Annotated in this window: 15 protein-coding genes; 10 read left to right on the top strand and 5 right to left on the bottom strand. The window is 65.6% G+C overall.

The genetic code is table 11. The features are described from left to right. The first annotated feature begins 18 nt into the window (after positions 1–18). The 8 genes from ACUCV0_RS09445 (at position 19) to ACUCV0_RS09410 (ending at position 8,561) form a co-directional block, all read left to right on the top strand. Positions 19–1,005: an ABC transporter permease gene (locus ACUCV0_RS09445; protein WP_027602020.1), complete on the top strand. Its 987-nt coding sequence runs from the start codon at positions 19–21 to the stop codon at positions 1,003–1,005. Between the two features lie 30 nt (positions 1,006–1,035). Next, positions 1,036–1,980: an ABC transporter substrate-binding protein gene (locus tag ACUCV0_RS09440; RefSeq protein ID WP_059315225.1), complete on the top strand. Its 945-nt coding sequence runs from the start codon at positions 1,036–1,038 to the stop codon at positions 1,978–1,980. Between the two features lie 14 nt (positions 1,981–1,994). After that, positions 1,995–3,011, top strand: coding sequence for an aldo/keto reductase (locus tag ACUCV0_RS09435; RefSeq protein WP_313647312.1), 1,017 nt, complete (start codon positions 1,995–1,997; stop codon positions 3,009–3,011). A gap of 135 nt (positions 3,012–3,146) precedes the next feature. Continuing rightward, a complete protein-coding gene (locus tag ACUCV0_RS09430; RefSeq protein ID WP_059315227.1) occupies positions 3,147–4,157 on the top strand; it encodes a zinc-binding alcohol dehydrogenase family protein in 1,011 nt (336 codons plus the stop codon). Positions 4,158–4,196: 39 nt separating this feature from the next. Beyond that, complete coding sequence (locus ACUCV0_RS09425) at positions 4,197–4,535, top strand: L-rhamnose mutarotase (protein WP_313647311.1); 339 nt, start codon at positions 4,197–4,199, stop codon at positions 4,533–4,535. A 64-nt stretch (positions 4,536–4,599) separates the two neighbouring features. Then, positions 4,600–5,307 carry a FadR/GntR family transcriptional regulator gene (locus ACUCV0_RS09420; protein ID WP_313647310.1) on the top strand — a complete coding sequence of 236 codons (708 nt, stop codon included), beginning with the start codon at positions 4,600–4,602 and terminating at the stop codon, positions 5,305–5,307. Positions 5,308–5,669: 362 nt separating this feature from the next. Then, entirely contained in the window at positions 5,670–6,908 is a 1,239-nt protein-coding gene (locus ACUCV0_RS09415) for an OprD family outer membrane porin (protein WP_313647309.1), read from the top strand. Between the two features lie 60 nt (positions 6,909–6,968). Continuing rightward, complete coding sequence (locus ACUCV0_RS09410; protein ID WP_313647308.1) at positions 6,969–8,561, top strand: lyase family protein; 1,593 nt, start codon at positions 6,969–6,971, stop codon at positions 8,559–8,561. Between the two features lie 14 nt (positions 8,562–8,575). Here ACUCV0_RS09410 and ACUCV0_RS09405 read toward each other — a convergent pair whose 3' ends face one another. Beyond that, a complete protein-coding gene (locus tag ACUCV0_RS09405; RefSeq protein WP_313647307.1) occupies positions 8,576–9,820 on the bottom strand; it encodes a cation:dicarboxylate symporter family transporter in 1,245 nt (414 codons plus the stop codon). 106 nt (positions 9,821–9,926) lie between these two features. Here ACUCV0_RS09405 and ACUCV0_RS09400 point away from each other — a divergent pair, with 106 nt between their 5' ends. Then, positions 9,927–10,877: a LysR substrate-binding domain-containing protein gene (locus ACUCV0_RS09400; protein WP_313647306.1), complete on the top strand. Its 951-nt coding sequence runs from the start codon at positions 9,927–9,929 to the stop codon at positions 10,875–10,877. A gap of 116 nt (positions 10,878–10,993) precedes the next feature. Here ACUCV0_RS09400 and ACUCV0_RS09395 read toward each other — a convergent pair whose 3' ends face one another. Next, positions 10,994–11,602 carry a TetR/AcrR family transcriptional regulator gene (locus tag ACUCV0_RS09395; protein ID WP_313647305.1) on the bottom strand — a complete coding sequence of 203 codons (609 nt, stop codon included), beginning with the start codon at positions 11,600–11,602 and terminating at the stop codon, positions 10,994–10,996. A gap of 87 nt (positions 11,603–11,689) precedes the next feature. Between ACUCV0_RS09395 and ACUCV0_RS09390 the strand changes: the two genes are divergently transcribed. Next, the gene (locus ACUCV0_RS09390) at positions 11,690–12,844 is read left to right on the top strand and encodes an epoxide hydrolase family protein (RefSeq protein WP_482212528.1); all 1,155 of its coding nucleotides are present in this window, start codon (positions 11,690–11,692) and stop codon (positions 12,842–12,844) included. A gap of 25 nt (positions 12,845–12,869) precedes the next feature. Here ACUCV0_RS09390 and ACUCV0_RS09385 read toward each other — a convergent pair whose 3' ends face one another. Genes ACUCV0_RS09385 through ACUCV0_RS09375 form a run of 3 tightly spaced genes read right to left on the bottom strand, consistent with a single transcriptional unit; the run spans position 12,870 to position 16,276 of the window. Beyond that, complete coding sequence (locus ACUCV0_RS09385; RefSeq protein ID WP_482212527.1) at positions 12,870–14,672, bottom strand: ABC transporter ATP-binding protein; 1,803 nt, start codon at positions 14,670–14,672, stop codon at positions 12,870–12,872. Positions 14,673–14,681: 9 nt separating this feature from the next. Next, the gene (locus tag ACUCV0_RS09380; protein WP_313647302.1) at positions 14,682–16,061 is read right to left on the bottom strand and encodes an ATP-binding protein; all 1,380 of its coding nucleotides are present in this window, start codon (positions 16,059–16,061) and stop codon (positions 14,682–14,684) included. Beyond that, positions 16,046–16,276 (bottom strand): hypothetical protein, encoded by a 231-nt coding sequence (locus tag ACUCV0_RS09375; RefSeq protein WP_313647301.1) that lies wholly within the window; start codon positions 16,274–16,276, stop codon positions 16,046–16,048. The genes ACUCV0_RS09380 and ACUCV0_RS09375 overlap by 16 nt, the downstream gene beginning before the upstream one ends. Between the last annotated feature and the right edge of the window lie 44 nt (positions 16,277–16,320).

Here is a 16,320-nt window from a genome sequence, read left to right as displayed (position 1 = left end):
GTCGAGCGAGACAAAGAAATGACCGAAAAACAAAAAGAATTTCTGCAGAAGTTTGGCGCCCTGGTCAGCCTGCTGGCCCTGATCGCGGTGTTTTCCTCCATGAGCAGTGCCTTCCTCACCATGGGCAACGGCATGAGCGTGGCCTTGCAAGTCACCTCCATCGCCTTTCTCGGCCTCGGTGCGACGGCGGTGATCATCACCGGCGGCATCGACCTCTCGGTGGGCTCGGTGCTGGCCCTGGCCGGCGTGGCCAACGCCATGGCAGTCAAGGCCGGCGCGTCCATCGAGGTGGGCATCCTGGTCGGTCTGATCGTCGGCGGGATCTGCGGCGCGATCAACGGTCTGTTCGTGACCCTGGTCAAGCTGCCGCCCTTCATCGCCACCCTGGGCATGATGCTGGTGGCCCGCGGCCTGGCGCTGCGACTGACCGATGCCCAGCCCATTTCCGGACTCGGCGCGGCCTTTGGCGTGCTCGGCAACGGCACCCTGGGCCGCATCGAGCGCATCGGCGACGACGGCTTTCCCAACGTGATCTTTCCGGGCATCCCCTACCCGGTGATCATCATGATCGTCCTGGCCATCGCCCTGTGGCTGGTGCTCAGCCGTACCCGCCTGGGCCGCCACATCTATGCCGTGGGCTCGAACGCCGAAGCGGCCCGGCTCTCCGGGGTCAAGGTGCGCGCGGTCACGCTCTTCACCTATGTGCTGTCCGGCGTGCTGGCCGGCCTGACCGGCGCGGTGCTGATGTCGCGCCTGGTCACCGCCCAGCCGAACGAAGGGGTGATGTACGAACTGGACGCCATCGCCAGCGCGGTGATCGGCGGCACCTCCCTTTCCGGTGGCATCGGCAGCGTGTCGGGCACCCTGATCGGCGCCTTCACCATCGGCGTGCTGCGCAACGGCCTCAACATGCTCGGCGTCTCCAGTTTCACCCAGCAGATCATCATCGGCCTGGTAATCCTGCTGACCGTCTGTATCGACCAGCTCCGCAACCGCAAGAAGTGAACCCTCGATAACAACAACAAGGAACGACCGATGAAAAACTTCAAGAAAGTGGTCCTGGGTGTCGCCCTCTCCGCCGCGACCTCCCTGGCGCTGGCCGGTAACGGCGAGATCGCCGTCATCGTCAAGAGTGCCAACTCCAATTACTGGCAGAACGTGCAGAAGGGCGTGCAGGAAACGGCCAAGCAGCACACCAGCTACAAGGTCACCTTCCAGGGACCGGCCTCGGAATCGGCGATCGCCGACGAGGTGAACATGGTGGTCAATGCCGTCAACCGCGGCGTCTCGGGCATCGTGCTGGCGCCGTCCGACCCGGACGCCCTGGTCCCGGCCATCAAACAGGCCTGGGAAGCCCATATCCCGGTGGTGCTGATCGACTCCTCGGTGGCGGAAAGCGGCGCGCCCTACTACCAGTCCTTTCTCTCCACCGACAACAACAAGGCCGGCGAGCTGTCCGCCCAGCGCATGATCGAGAAGGTCGGCAAGACCGGCAAGATTGCCATCATGTCCTATGTGCCGGGCACCGGTTCGGAAGTGGGCCGGGTCGGCGGCTTCCGCAAATACCTGGAGCAGCATTCGCAGCTGACCGTGGTGGGCCCCTTCTATTCCCAGTCGCAGATGGCCAACGCCCTCAACCAGACAACCGACGTCCTGGCCTCCAATCCCGATCTCAAGGGCATCTACGGCGCCAACGAACCCACCGCGGTCGGCATGGCGCGGGCCATCGCCCAGTCCGGCAAGGCCGGCAAGCTGCAGGCCATCGGCTTCGACGGCAACGAGGACCTGCAGGGCTTCGTGCGCGACGGCACCCTGGACGCCATCGTGGTGCAGAGTTCCTATCGCATGGGCCTGGAATCGGTCGCCACGGTGATCAAGGTGATCGAGAAGCAGAAGGTGCCCAAGTTCATCGACACCGGCGTCCTGCTCATCGACAAGGCCAACCTGGATAGCGCCGACGCCCGCAACGTGCTGTATTGAACGGAGGCCTGGCGATGAACCTCTCTGAGCGGCGACACCTGGCCGGAAGCCCCCTGGCGCTCCCGGTACTCGGGCTCGGCTGTTCCCAGCTGGGCGGGCTGCATCAGGAGATGCCGGCGCAGCAGGCTGTCGATACCTTGGCGAACGCCTGGCAGCAGGGTATCCGCTACTTCGATACGGCGCCCTTCTACGGCCATGGCCGCTCGGAGCATCGCCTCGGGACCGTTCTCGACGAACAGGAGCGCGATGAGTTCGTGCTCAGCAGCAAGGTGGGCCGGCTGCTCGCCCCCAACGGCAGCGAGCGCGCGAACGACGACGGCTGGGCCCGTCCATTGCCCTTCAAGCCAGTCTACGACTACAGCTACGACGCCATCCTGAGATCCCATGAAGACAGCCTGCAGCGGCTGGGGCTGTCACGCATCGACATCCTCTATGTGCACGACATCGGTCGCCGCACCCATGGCGAGCGGCATGACCTGCACTGGCAGGCCCTAACCCAGGGCGGAGGTTTTCGGGCACTGGAGCAGTTGCGCAGCAGTGGCCAGGTCCGAGCGATCGGACTGGGCGTAAACGAATGGGAAATCGTCGTCGAAAGCATGGGTGAATGCCAGCTGGACTGTACCTTGCTGGCGGGCCGCTACACCCTGCTGGAGCAGCAGAGCCTGCGCCCACTGCTCGACCGCTGCGTTGCTGGCGGCAATGCCATCGTCGCCGGTGGCGTCTTCAATTCTGGGATTCTCGCCGGTGGCCAGCATTTCGACTATGGCGTCGCGCCGGCGGCGGTGGTGGCCAAGGTCGGAGCGTTACAGGAGGTCTGCACCGAATTCGCGATACCCCTAGCAGCGGCGGCCCTGCAGTTTCCTCTGGCGCACCCAGCGGTGGTGTCCTGCGTCATCGGCGCCCGCAGCGCCGAGCAGGTCAGCACCAACGTTGCCTGGCTGCAGACGCCGATCCCGGTGGCTTTCTGGAACACCCTCAAGCAACGCGGCTTGCTGGACGATGCTGCCCCCGTGCCAGGAAACCCGGCATGAGACTGCCCTGCCAGGTCCATCTCCCCATCGGCGCCACCGCCGCCCTCTACCGACGAAGCCGACCGCTCGCGGTCATTCCCGGCGAAAGCATCGCCACGAATCCAACGTGCATCCCGAGCGATGCGGAGTTTCATCATGCTGACCGTCATCTGTGAAAAACCCGGCCTGCTGGTCTCCCGCGATACTCCCAAGCCCGCGCGGGGCAAAGGCGAAACCCTGATCCGCATCCGGCGGGTCGGCGTCTGCGGGACCGACCTGCACATCTACGAAGGCAACCAGCCCTATCTGGAATACCCGCGGGTGATGGGCCACGAGATTTCCGGCATCGTCGAGGAAACCGACGACAGCGGGCGCTTGCAGGCGGGGGACATCGTCTACGTGGTGCCCTACCTGTCCTGCGGCCAGTGCATCGCCTGCCGCCAGGGCAAGACCAACTGCTGCACCAGGATCGCGGTCCTGGGCGTGCATCGTGACGGCGCCTTGACCGAGTACCTCAGTCTGCCCGACCGCTTCGTCTTCAAGGCCGAGGGCCTCACCCTCGACCAGGCGGCGATGGTGGAATTTCTCGCCATCGGCGCCCACGCCGTGCGCCGTTCGGGGCTGGGCCAGGCCCAGCGCGTGCTGGTGGTGGGCGCCGGCCCCATCGGCATGGCGGCGGCGATCTTCGCCGGCATCGCCGGGGCCCAGGTCACCGTCCTCGACACCCGCACCGATCGCCTGGAATTCTGTCGCCAGCACCTGCAGGTCGCGGCCACGGTGACCGTCGGTGACGGCGACAAGGACGAACTGGCGCGGCTGACCGATGGCGACTTCTTCGACGTGGTGTTCGACGCCACCGGCAACGCCCGCGCCATCGAGCGCGGTTTCGAATTCGTCGCCCATGCCGGCAGCTATGTGCTGATCTCGGTGGTCAAGGACCACATCCGCTTCGCCGATCCCGAGTTCCACAAGCGCGAGACCACCCTGCTGGGCAGTCGCAACGCCACCGCCGAGGATTTCCAGCATGTCGAGCGCTGCCTGCGCGAGGGCCTGATCCCGGACGCGGCACTCAATACCCATCGCCTGCAACTGGCCGAGCTGCCCACCCGCTTCGCGGAGCTGCTGGACCCGGCCCGCGGCGTCGTCAAAGCCATCGTCGAAATCTGAACGGGTCTGATCGGCCGGCACCGGCCGAGGAGCGAGAACATGACACGCTACTGTCTGCTGCTGGACCTGCGGGACGACCCCGAGCTCATCGCCGAATACGAACGCCAGCACGCGGCGGTCTGGCCCGAGGTCATCGCCCATCTGCGCGAGGCCGGCGTCGCCAACATGACCATCTGGCGCCTCGGCTGTCGGCTGACCATGCTGCTCGAAGCCGGGCCGGATTTCTCCTTTGCGCGGATGCAGGCGCTGGAGCAGCGCAATCCCAGGATCCAGGAATGGGAAACCCTGATGGCACGCTATCAGCTGTCCTCACCCGAGGCGGGATCGGAGAAGTGGCAGCTGGCGACGCCGCTGTTCGAGCTGGCCGCCCTGCCCTGAGCCGCTGGCGCCGAACCGGGTAGCCCATGAGATACTGAAGCCCTTGAAGATGCAGGTTTCATCAATGACGCTGCCCACTGCCACCACCGAAAGAAAGCTCTACCAGAAGATCGCGGATCGCCTGCGCCAGCACATCCGCGAGGGCGCCATCGAAGCCGGTACCCGTCTGCCGCCGGAGCGCGATCTGGCCCAGCTGCTGGGCGTCTCCCGGCCATCGCTGCGCGAAGCCCTTATCGCCTTGGAAATCGAAGGCAACATCGAGGTCCGCCAGGGCTCCGGGATCTATGTGAACGCGGCCCTGCTGAACACCGGAGCACGTACCTCCACCCTCGGCGAGAGTCCTTCGGAGCTGATGCACGCCCGGGCCATGATCGAGGGCGCGACCATCGTGCTGGCCTGTTCCCTGGGCGGCAAGGCCGATTACCGCTACCTGGCGAAGTGCATCCACAACATGAGCGACAAGATCGCCCAGGGACTTTCGCCCATGGAGGACGATCGCAAGTTCCACTGCCGCCTGGCCCGGATGAGCGGCAACTCCACGCTGGTACGCATCATCACCTCGCTGTTCGACGAGCGCCATAGCCCCCTCTCCACCCACGTCGCCGAGCAGACCGAAAGCCAGAAGACCTGGGGCGTCGCCGTGGCCGAACACGAAGCCATCCTGCGCGCGGTGGAAGCCCGCGACCTGATCGGTGCCCAGACCGCCATGCGCCACCACCTGCTCTGTTCGGAAGCGCGCTGGCTCGAGGGCTTCGCCTCCAGTGAGGATTGAGGACGGCAGCGTCGCACCCGTGACCGGCGGATCTGCCGTCTGAGCCAACTCTTGACGATCAGAGAGCACCGGTTCTTTTCAGCAGGCGCCGCGCCAGCCTTTTCGCCGGCCATCGTCCGCTGATACCCAGCGCGGATCGCTACCCCCGCATCCAGCAAGACTTGGCAAGGACCTCGACTCGGCCATCAGCGGCTGAGCAATGACACCCTTTTCGCCCCTCAGGGCCATACTCAAAAAGTATTCACCTACGACTTTTCATATATTTTTAATCTTTCAGCAAAGTCCTTAAGGTTCCCGTCGTGAGCGGCTATCGCCTCACGATGAAACGCGCCCAATAACAATAACGCGTCAAGGAACCCACCATGCGCCTGTCACCGCTAGCACTCGGGGTCGGTACCGCCGCCCTCGCCTCCTTCCTTCCCCTCGATGCCTCCGCCGAGCTGTTCGCCGACAGCAAGGCCGACCTGGAGCTGCGCAATTTCTACTTCAACGGCGACTATCGCCAATCCGGCGCTCGGCAATCCAAGCGGGAGGAATGGGCCCAGGGCTTCATTCTCAACTACGAATCCGGCTTCACCGAGGGCCCGGTAGGCTTCGGTATCGACGCCCTGGGCATGCTCGGCCTCAAGCTGGATTCGGGGCCGGACCGGCAGAACACCGGTCTGCTGCCGGTGGGCGATGAGCGAGCGCCCGATGACTACAGCAAGCTCGGGCTGACCGGCAAGGTCCGGGTGTCCAAGAGCACCCTGAAGGTCGGCACCCTGATTCCCCGGCTGCAAACCATCCGCAGCAGCAATTCGCGCCTGCTGCCGCAGACCTTCCAGGGCGCCCAGCTGGTGTCCAAGGAACTGGACACTCTCACCTTCAACGCCGGGCGCCTGACACAGAACCGGGTCCGCAACGACAGCGCGAACGAGGACATGACCGTGTCGGGCAGCGGCATTCGCGGCGGCCGACCGAGTGACCAGTTCGACTTCGCCGGGCTGAGCTACAAATGGACCAAGCAGCTCACCACCGTCTACGACTACGGTCATCTCGACCAGAACTATGAACAGCATATGTTCAACGTGCTGCACGTCCTGCCGCTCGGCAAGAACCAGTCGCTGGAGACGGATCTGCGTTATGCCCGCTCGCGCAAGGACGGCGGCACCAACGTCGACAACGATGCCTATGGAGCCAAGTTCACCTACAACCTCGGCCATCATGCCTTCGGCGCCGCCTACCAGCAGATGCACGGTGAGACCGGCTTTCCCCATCTCAACGGCACCGATTCGTACCTGGTCAACTACGTGATGCTGTCGCCGGACTTCGCCAATCCGGGCGAGCGCTCCTGGCAGGTGCGCTACGACTACGACTTCGCGGCCTGGGGCCTCCCGGGGCTCGCCTTCATGACCCGCTATCTCAAGGGCGACCATTTCGACGGACCCGGCGGGATCGCCGGCAAGGAGTGGGAGCGCGATACCGAGCTGGAATACACCGTCCAGACGGGTGCCCTGAAGAACGTAAAGGTGCGCTGGCGCAACGGCAGCTACCGCAGCCGCAACGATACCGACCTCGACCAGAACCGCCTGATCCTCAGTTACACCCTGCCCCTGCTCTGACGCCACGGCCGGCTGCGCCTCCGCACCGGCCCCGATCCCGCCCCGAAAGGACCATCGACCATGCTCGCTACCCCGCGTTTACTGCCGCTTGCCCTGTTCATCGCCCTGGCCGCCGGGAATCCGGCACTGGCCGCCAACACCGCCGACTCGCCCTGCAAGACCACCGCCGAGTGCAAGGCCGAGGTCGCCAGGATCGGCGGCACCGTCACCCACAGCGGCGCCCGCGTTGGAGGCGTCGAAGACCAGTTCGACGGACTGAACCGCATCAACAAGGCGTCCATCGTGATGCTGACCGAGGAAGGCATCGTCACCCCGGAGATGGGACGCAAGATCGCCGGCGGGGTCGAATTCGCCATCGACCAGGGCGCTCGGCCGGACGGCAAGCGACCCAGCGACGTGCTCCAGCTGGAAAAGATCATGACCGACAAGATCGGTCCGGAAGCCTCGCTGATCCACTCGGGCCGCAGTCGCCAGGACATCTATGCCACCTACCGCCTGGCGTCCCTGCGTAGCCAGGTGCTGGCCTACAGCGACGCCGTGAACGCGACCCGTCAGCGCCTGCTGACCCTCGCCGCCGCCAACGTCGATACCCTGGTGCCGGCCTATACCAACGGCGTTCAGGCGATGCCGATCTCCTACGCCCACTATCTGCTCGCCTACGCCGATTCCTTCGCCCGCGACGCCCAGCGCATCGCCCAGCTCTATCAGCGCCTCAACCTCAGCCCGATGGGTACCGCCGTACTGGCCAACTCCGCCTACCCGCTCAACCGCGAGCGCCTCGCCAGCCTGCTCGGCTTCGATGGCGTGCGCCAGAACTCGCTGGATTCCAGCCAGGTCTCCACCTACGACATCCCCATCGAAGCCGCCGATATCGCCGCTTCCTCGGCGATCCGTCTCGGCGCGATGATCGGTGACATCCACACCCAGTACCACCAGATCCGCCCCTGGCTACTGTTGGAGGAAGGCTCCACCTACACCAGCAGCGCCATGCCGCAGAAACGCAATCCGGGGCTGCTGATGCGCACCCGGGAAGCCGCCTCGGACACCATCGGCCTGGCGCAGACCATCACCCTGCGCGCGCACAACGTGACCACCGGGATGACGGACTACAAGTTCGCCTTCGATGACCTGAATTTCTACGATTCGGCCATCGGCATGTTCACCAGCATGGACCGCGTGCTCGACGCCCTGAAGGTCAATCCGCAACGCGCCCTGGAAGAACTCGAGAACGAATGGACCACCTCGATGGAGTTGGCCGATACCCTGGAGCGGGCGCACAAGGTGCCCTTCCGCATCGGTCACAGCTTCGCCTCGCTAATCGTCACGGAAGCCCGCAACGAAGGCTACACGCCCAAGACCTTTCCCTTCGCCAAGGCCCGGCAGCTCTACACCCAGGCCGCCGAGAAATACCAGTGGAAGGAGACCAGCCTGCCGCTGCAGGAAGCCGAATTCCGCAACGCGATCTCTCCGACCAACATGGTCAAGACGCGGGTCGGTACCGGTGGTCCGCAACCGGCCGAGGTGCAACGTATGCTCGGCGAGGCGAAGCAGGCCCTGCAGGCCGATGTCGACTGGACCAAGGCCCGGCGTCAGCGGTTGGCCGAGGCCGATACCGCCCTCGACCAGGCCTTCGGCAAGCTGCTGAAGAACTGATCGACTCGCCCGACTCAGGAGGCGAGCGCGGCCGCCAGTCGTGGCCGGTCCAGCGTCCCCTGCCAGCGCGCCAGCGCCAGGCAGGCGACGCAGTTACCCAGCACATTGGTGAGCGACCGGCATTTCATCAGTCGCTCGACGCCCAGCAACAGGCCGACCGCCTCCACTGGCACGAAGTGCAGGATCGACAGGGTCGCCGCCAAGGTCAGGAAAGCCGAACCGGCGACACTGGTCGAACCCAGGGTGGTGATCAAACCGACGACGATGAAAATCGCCAGTTGCGCGGCTGACAGCTCCACGCCAGCGAACTGGGTCAGGAACAGCAGTGCCACCGCGATATACAGATTCGAGCCCGCCAGGTTGAAGGTGTAGCCGGTGGTGAGCGAAAGCCGCACCAGCTCCGTCGGACACCCGGCGCGTTCGAGGCGACCGATCAGCAACGGCAAGGCCGCGACCGAGGAGCCGGTGACCGCCACCAGCAGCAACTCGCGCCTCAACCAGACGATCAGGCGCAGCAGCGAAAAGCCACAGAGCCGCGCCACCAGCCCCAGCACGCCGCAGACGAAACACAGCGCGGCGAGATAGACCGCGACCAGGAACTTCAGGAGGGGCCATAGGGAAGCGCCGCCATAACGTGAGACGGTGAAGGCCATGGCACCAAAGGCGGCGAGGGGCGCCAGGCGGAGAAACAGGCGCAGCAGCCGCAACTGTAGCGCCAGGACCTGTTCGATCCCGGCGAGCCACGGCATACCCCGTTCGCCCAGGCCGCGCAGCATCAGCCCCAGGGCGATGGCCAGGCACAGCATGGGCAGCATGGCGCTCTGGGTAAAGGCGCCCACCAGGGTACCTGGCAGGCTGTCGAGCAGACTCGGCAAGGGCGTGGCGGCACTCGGCAGCAGCGGGTCCGCGGGTTCCGCGCCGCTCCAGTCGATGGGTACGGGGCCCAGCCCGGTGGCGGTACCCGGGTGGATCAGCAGGCCAACCAGTACGCCGACCAGCAGGGACAGCAACGACATGAGCTGAAAATAGAGAACCATGCGCGCCGCCATGGCGCCGGCACCCCGACCCAACCGGGCGATGGCCGCGACGATGAGCGCGAACATGAGCAGGGGAATCACCAGGCCCAGGGTGCGCAGGAACAGATCGCTCAACGGCTTCATGGCAGCGCCCAGGTCAGGACGCCAGAGTCCGAGCAGCAAACCGCAGGCAAGGGCCACGCCTATCTGCACACTGCCATTGCGAGCGATCCGCGCGATCATCCGGACTCCTGCCGTTGTTATTATTGTGCGGGTGGCGCCAGACACCGTGCGCCCCATCCTAACCGATCGGTCACCCTGGCCGGCGTCAACGAGGTCCTGCGAGCGAATGGAACTGCGGCATTTGCGTTACTTCGTCACGGTAGCCGAGGAGCAGCATTTCACCCGGGCCGCCGCGCGGTTGAACATGCAGCAGCCTCCGCTCAGCCAGCAGATCCGGGCCCTGGAAGACGAGCTGGGCTTCGCCCTCTTCCTGCGTCACCCCAAGGGCGTCGCCCTGACCGCCGGGGGCGCCGCCTTCCTGCTGGAGGCCCGCGACATCCTCGCCCGGGTGGGCCAGGGCGCCCACCGCGCGGCACGCGTCGCGCGCGGCATCGACGGCACCCTGGCCCTCGGCTTCACCAGTTCGGCGGCCGCCCATGCCCTTATCCCACGCATCATCCGCGCTTACCGAGAGAGTTACCCGGATGTGGAGATCGCCATCGCCGAAGACAACGCCCAGGGCCTTACTCAGCGGGTAGCCGAGGGCCGGTTGGATATCGGCATCCTGCGCGCCCCCGTCAGCGCGCCGGAGGGTGTCACCTATCACCGGCTGCTCAACGAGGCGATGCTGTTGGCCTTGCCGAGCAATCACCGACTCATCACCGGAATCGGTGAAGAGGCCCTGGAAAGCCTGGAGCGCCGGGGACTGCCACTGGCGACCCTGGCCGACGAACATTTCATCCTGGTGCGCAAACCGGGCGCGCCGGGCATGTATGCCAACCTGCTGGACGCCTGCCGTCATGCCGGCTTCGAGCCCCGGGTCGCCTTCGAAGTCGACCGCATGCTCACCAACCTCAGCCTAGTGGCCGCCGGCGCCGGTATCTCGGCGGTCCCGGCCTCCATGACCGAGTTGCACAGATCCAGCATCTTCTACTGCCCCATCCTGGACGCCCGCCCCCGGCTGGCCGCCCCGATCACCCTGGCCTGCCGCGCCTTCAACCCTTCGCCCGCCCTGCAGAACTTCATCGCCCTGGCCCGACAACTGGCCGGCAGGCCGCAGCGGCGGGATCGGGGCTGAGGGAGTACGTCCATCCCCTTGGATATTCCGCGCTCAAGCACGAGGGGCTACCTGGCTAACGTGCCCTAAAAGGCCGGCCACAGCTCTAAGGTGGCCCGTTCAGCCGCCAGGTGCGCTCAGCGGACCAGGAGGCGGATCGCCTTCTCGATCCGGTCCGCCGCCTGAGCCTGTAGCAACTGGGGGTCATCACCCAGCAGCGCCCGCAGCTGATGCGGGGCAAACACCAGATCGATGAACGCCTCCAGCAGGTGATCGATGTCGTCCGGCCGATCCGGGCCCGCTTCGATCGCCTGCCGCACACGCAGGCGCCCGGCTTCCCAGCCGATGCGGGTCGCCTCGGCCGCGACCGCCGGGAAACGATCGGCCGTCGCGATGACCAGACGCATCATGGCCAGGGTTTCCGACCGTGAGGCGTGCTCCAGCATGTCCTTACCGGCCAGCCGCAACCGCTCTGCCAGGGGCAGGCCCGTGGGTAGGGGCTCGATCTGCGGCAGCGTTCCGGAGTGGCGGCGAATCACGGCCTCGAACAACTGATCCTTGTTGGCATAGCGTGCATAGAGGCTGGCCTTGCCTGCCCCCGCGAGCCGCGCGACCGCCTCGCAAGAGGTACCGGCAAAGCCCTGCGCCAGGAACAGCTCGAACGCGGCGTCCAGCAATCGGCGATCGACATCGCCTGCCTCTTCCCGACGGGGTCGCCCGCCTCGTGGTTTGGTCATCTCGCTCATGGCCGAACCTTAAGCGGATTGACAGCGGCTGTAAACTGAACGATAACGTTCAGTTATGCGACTGCGCCCTTCACTGCGAGGCTCTCCATGACCGATCTCATCCAGCCCTTTCCTATCCAGGTGCCCCAAGCCCAGCTCGACGACCTGCTCGAAAGACTCCAGCGGACCCGCTGGCCAGACCGCGAGACCGTCCGCGATGGGAGCCAGGGACCGCAACTGGAGCGTCTGAAGGCCCTGGTGGAGCGCTGGAGCGGGGGCTATGACTGGCGAGCGGCTGAGGCCCTGATGAACAGCTGGGGCAGTAGCCGCACCGAAATCGACGGGCTCGGCATTCATTTCCTGCATGTGCGCTCTCCCGAGCCGCAGGCCACACCGCTGCTGCTCACCCACGGCTGGCCAGGTTCAGTGCTGGAGTTTCGCGAGGCGATAGGCCCGCTCACCAACCCGGTCGCCCATGGGGGTGATGCGGGCGACGCCTTCCACCTGGTGATTCCCTCCCTGCCCGGCTTTGGCTTCTCGGACCAGCCGCGCGAATCCGGATGGGGAGTTGGCCGCACCGCCATGGCCTGGATCGAGCTCATGCGCCGGCTCGGCTACGGCGATCACTGGCTGGCGCAGGGTGGTGACTGGGGCGCTGCGGTGACAACGGCCCTGGCGCACCTGCGCCCGGCGGGCCTGGCAGGCGTGCATCTGAACATGGTGATGTTCCAGCCCACCGACCAGGAAGTGGCCGAGGCTACGCCGGACGAGCAACGGATGCTCGCGGATGCCACCCGCTACGAACGCGAATACTCGGGCTACATGAAGGTACAGGCGACCCGGCCGCAGTCGGTCGCCTTTGCCTTGGCCGACTCACCCGTGGGGCTCGCGGCCTGGATCTACGCCCTGTTCCAGGATGTATCGGACACCGCAGGCGAGCCCGAGCGCGTCCTGGCGCTGGATCATCTGCTCGACGATATCATGCTCTATTGGCTGCCCAATGCCGGCGCCAGTTCGGCGCGTTTCTACTGGGAAGCGATGCGCGAGATGGCGAATGGCATGCCCACCGCCCCGCTACCCCTACCCGCTGGCGTCAGCATGTTTCCCGGCGAGCAGCTGCGCCTGTCCCGCCGCTGGGCAGAGCGGCGCTTCGCCGATCTGCGGTTCTTCGCGGAAGCCGATCGGGGTGGGCACTTCGCGGCGATGGAGGATCCGCAAGCATTCGTGGCGCACCTGCGGGAAGCCTTTCGGACAATGCGCTGAGGTCAGCTCCTCCACTAAGAGGCGTTCAGGCATTCAGTGCCATGGCTGCATAGAGTCCCTCCTGCCTCACCAACTCGTCGTGGGTACCCTGCTCCACCAGCCGCCCCGCCTGAATGACGAGAATCTGATCGGCCTGCCTGACGGTGCTCAGGCGATGCGCGATGGAGATCAAGGTCCGCTGGCCCTGCAGCGAAGCCAGGGCGCTGGCCATCGCGGCCTGCGTCTTGGCATCCAGGGCGCTGGTCGCTTCATCGAGGAGGATGATCGGCGGATCGCGCAGCAGCATGCGCGCCAGCGACAGGCGTTGGCGCTCGCCGCCGGACAGCTGATAACCCCGGTCACCGACGCCCGCCTGCAACCCGTCGGCAAGCCCACGCACCGTCGCATCCAACTGCGCCCGCTCCAGTGCCCACCACAACTCCTCCTCGCTCGCCTCGGGCTTGGCGAAGCGCAGATTGGCCTCGATGCTGGCATTGAGCAGGAAGGTATCCTGGGTCACGATGCCTACCAGGTTGGCCAGGGTTTCGAAGCTCAGCGCGCGGACATCGATACCGTCATAGGTGATACGACCGTGATCGACGTCGTACAGCCGCGCGATAAGGTAGGACACCGTGGTCTTGCCAGAGCCGGTCGGGCCAACCAGCGCCGTGTGCTTGCCGGCCGGTATCTCGAGCGTCAGATCCTTGAGCACGACCCGGTCGCCATAGGCGAAGCTGACGTCCTCGAAGCGGATGCCCTGCGTGAAGTCCTGGCGCGCCAGGCTCACCGGCGATGCAGCCTCGGTGACCGTCGCCGGCGTATCCAGGTAGCTGAACACACGCGCCAGCAAGGCACGGCCCTTGGCGAACTCGATGCGGGTTTCGAATATCTCGATCAGCGGCCAGAGCAGCTGTTCCTGCAGAGCGATGAAGGCCACCAGGGTCCCGATGGATACCTCCAGGCCCAGACCGATGAACAGGCCGCCGCCCATGAACGTCAGCGCGGGCAGGATATCCAGCGCCAGGAAGACGAGCGCGAACTCCCACTGCCCCGCCGTGCTGGCCTGGGTCTCCAGGCGGGCGAGCGTTGCCGAATCCCGCTGAAAACGGTGCACGAGGTAGTGCACGCGACCCATGGTGCGCGACAGGATGATGCCGCCGGCCGACAGGGACTCGGCGATATTGGCCGACAGGTCCGCCACCTGCTCCTGTTGCTGGTAGGTCACGCGCTCCCGTAACTGCGCGACGCGTCCATTGATCCAGACCAGCGGCGGAATGACCGCCAGCGAGGCACAGGCCAGTCGCCAATCCAGCAGCAGCATCGCTACCAGGGTTGCAGCCACCACGCTCAGGTGCTTGGCGAGATCCGTGGCGGAGTTGGTCAGCAGGGTCTGCAGACCGGCGATGTCACTGGACAGGCGCGCCTGGACTTCGCCCGCGCGGGTGCCGGAGAAAAAGCTCAGCGATAGGCTCTGCAGGTGCTGGTAGAGGCGTGTCCGCAGCGCGTGCATGATACTTTGGCCGACCCGGATCGAGACGTAGGTCTGCGTCAGGTTGGCGATGGCGTTGAACATCGCGACCCCGACCAGGCCGCCCGCCAGATACCCCAGGAGCCTGAGGTCTTTCGCCGGCAAGGCATCGTCGACGATGCTGCGTATCAGGAACGGACTGACGACGCCGGTCATCCCGGCGACCGCGATCAGCAGCACCACCAGGATGATCGCGGCCCGATGGGGAGCAAGGAGCGTGAAGACCCGGGCGGCGGAGACGTGACGCTCGGCGAGGTCGCCATAGTGGTCAGGGGTCGCGGGATCGTCATGCGGCTGAGCGGAAGAACGGAAACTGGACATGTCACTGATTCAGGAAGGTGAAGAAAAGCGCGGACCGCGGTCCGCCGCGTAACGCGCAGCAGCGCGCGATGGTGTTTCAACGTCAGCCAGGAGGTGGTCGGGCAGGAGGATGGCGAAACGCGCCCCTCCCTTTTCGCTCTGGGCCAGGGTGAGCCGTCCTCCCTGCTTCTCTATCGCCCGACGACTGATCGACAGACCCAGGCCGAAGCCTCCCGTGGTCCGATCCCGACTGCGATCCAGCCGATAGAAGGGCTCGAATACCCGCTCCCGTTCGCCCGCCGGAATGCCTTCGCCGTCGTCCTCGACCAGGATCAGCAAACCTTCGGACTCGCGGCGAACGGTCAGCCATACCTGCTGCTGGCAATACCTCAGGGCGTTGCCGACCAGGTTCTGCAAGGCCCGGGCAGTGAGCCGCGGCGCCAGGACCACCCGTTCCGGCGCCTGGTCGACACTCAGGTTCAAGGTGACCCCCCGCCTTTCCTGTTCCTCGTTGAAATCCGCCAGGACGCTGTCCAGAAACTCGTCGAGCCTGAGCAACTGGCGCTCGGGAGCCTCATGGCTGGCGTGCAGGCGGGCGTAGGAAAGCAGCTCGTTGACCAGCGCATCCAGCTCGCGCACATGGCGAATCTGCTGTTCGAGCCGGCGCTGCGTCTCGGCAGGGAGCGGATCGGCTTGCAGCAGAGCCAGGCCGAATTCCAGGCGCGAGAGTGGCGTCCGCAGTTCGTGGGAGACGGCATTGAGCAGGTCACGCTGCTGCACGATCAGGGTTTCGAGGTCCTGCGCCATGTCATCGAACGCCCGGGCGAGCTGGCCGATGTCCGAGCGCGGCGAAATGGCGGTACGTTCCTGCAGATGCCCCTTGCCCAGGCGGGCCGCGGTACGCCTGAGCCGTTCCAGATCCCGCCAGTGGGGCCGCAACCAGAAATACAGGCAGACCAGCAGCGCCGCGCCAATAAGGGCATTCATCGCCCAATAAGTCAGCGCTATGTCGGTGGGCGCCTCGGGAAAGGCTACCCAGAGCACCTGCCCGCCAGGCAGCGGTACCAGGGCGATGCTGGGATCACCGTCGTCGCCAAGGCGCACCCGCCGTTCGCCCTTCGCCAAGCCGTGGCGCTCGCTGCGGGTCAACCGGGGATCGGTTTGCAGCCCCAACTGCAAGGCGAGAGGCGCAATCTCGGTATTCAGATCGGCCAGCAGCGTGGGCCACCGGGAAAGCGGCGCTTCTACAAAGGTGCGCTCGACCAGCTTCAGCGGGCCATTCATCTGCTCCAGGCTGTATCGGCTATAGCGATCGCTGAACATCTGCACCAGCGCCTCGGGCACCAGATAGCTGGCGGCGCCATAGGTCGCCAACAGAACGAGATAGAGTCGGATCAGGATCTTGAGCATCTAACCTTCTCCACCCGGCTGGGCAGGCGACCCTGCCGGCCGTCCAGACCCGGCAACAGGGTATCGAGCCCCTCTTGCTGCGGACCCAGGCACAACATCTCGATCAGGTCCTGTTCAACACGCCCGATGATGGTCACGGCGTAGTCCTGCCGCGCCAGGCAGGGGGCGCTGGGGCCGACCAGGGCAGTGTCGTCTTCGGCGATAAGCAAGGGCATCACAAGGGGTCATCCCAGCAATAAAGCGCGGAGCATAACGGAGC

Source organism: Pseudomonas sp. VMV1, assembly GCF_056790235.1.
This window is presented reverse-complemented; position numbering and strand designations above follow the sequence as displayed.

Bases quoted from the DNA above. Each gene is read 5' to 3' on its own strand.
- ACUCV0_RS09445 (WP_027602020.1), top strand. From the start codon at position 19: ATGACCGAAAAACAAAAAGAATTTCTGCAGAAGTTTGGCGCCCTGGTC.
- ACUCV0_RS09440 (WP_059315225.1), top strand. From the start codon at position 1,036: ATGAAAAACTTCAAGAAAGTGGTCCTGGGTGTCGCCCTCTCCGCCGCG.
- ACUCV0_RS09435 (WP_313647312.1), top strand. From the start codon at position 1,995: ATGAACCTCTCTGAGCGGCGACACCTGGCCGGAAGCCCCCTGGCGCTC.
- ACUCV0_RS09430 (WP_059315227.1), top strand. From the start codon at position 3,147: ATGCTGACCGTCATCTGTGAAAAACCCGGCCTGCTGGTCTCCCGCGAT.
- ACUCV0_RS09425 (WP_313647311.1), top strand. From the start codon at position 4,197: ATGACACGCTACTGTCTGCTGCTGGACCTGCGGGACGACCCCGAGCTC.
- ACUCV0_RS09420 (WP_313647310.1), top strand. From the start codon at position 4,600: ATGACGCTGCCCACTGCCACCACCGAAAGAAAGCTCTACCAGAAGATC.
- ACUCV0_RS09415 (WP_313647309.1), top strand. From the start codon at position 5,670: ATGCGCCTGTCACCGCTAGCACTCGGGGTCGGTACCGCCGCCCTCGCC.
- ACUCV0_RS09410 (WP_313647308.1), top strand. From the start codon at position 6,969: ATGCTCGCTACCCCGCGTTTACTGCCGCTTGCCCTGTTCATCGCCCTG.
- ACUCV0_RS09405 (WP_313647307.1), bottom strand. From the start codon at position 9,820: ATGATCGCGCGGATCGCTCGCAATGGCAGTGTGCAGATAGGCGTGGCC.
- ACUCV0_RS09400 (WP_313647306.1), top strand. From the start codon at position 9,927: ATGGAACTGCGGCATTTGCGTTACTTCGTCACGGTAGCCGAGGAGCAG.
- ACUCV0_RS09395 (WP_313647305.1), bottom strand. From the start codon at position 11,602: ATGAGCGAGATGACCAAACCACGAGGCGGGCGACCCCGTCGGGAAGAG.
- ACUCV0_RS09390 (WP_482212528.1), top strand. From the start codon at position 11,690: ATGACCGATCTCATCCAGCCCTTTCCTATCCAGGTGCCCCAAGCCCAG.
- ACUCV0_RS09385 (WP_482212527.1), bottom strand. From the start codon at position 14,672: ATGTCCAGTTTCCGTTCTTCCGCTCAGCCGCATGACGATCCCGCGACC.
- ACUCV0_RS09380 (WP_313647302.1), bottom strand. From the start codon at position 16,061: ATGCTCAAGATCCTGATCCGACTCTATCTCGTTCTGTTGGCGACCTAT.
- ACUCV0_RS09375 (WP_313647301.1), bottom strand. From the start codon at position 16,276: ATGCCCTTGCTTATCGCCGAAGACGACACTGCCCTGGTCGGCCCCAGC.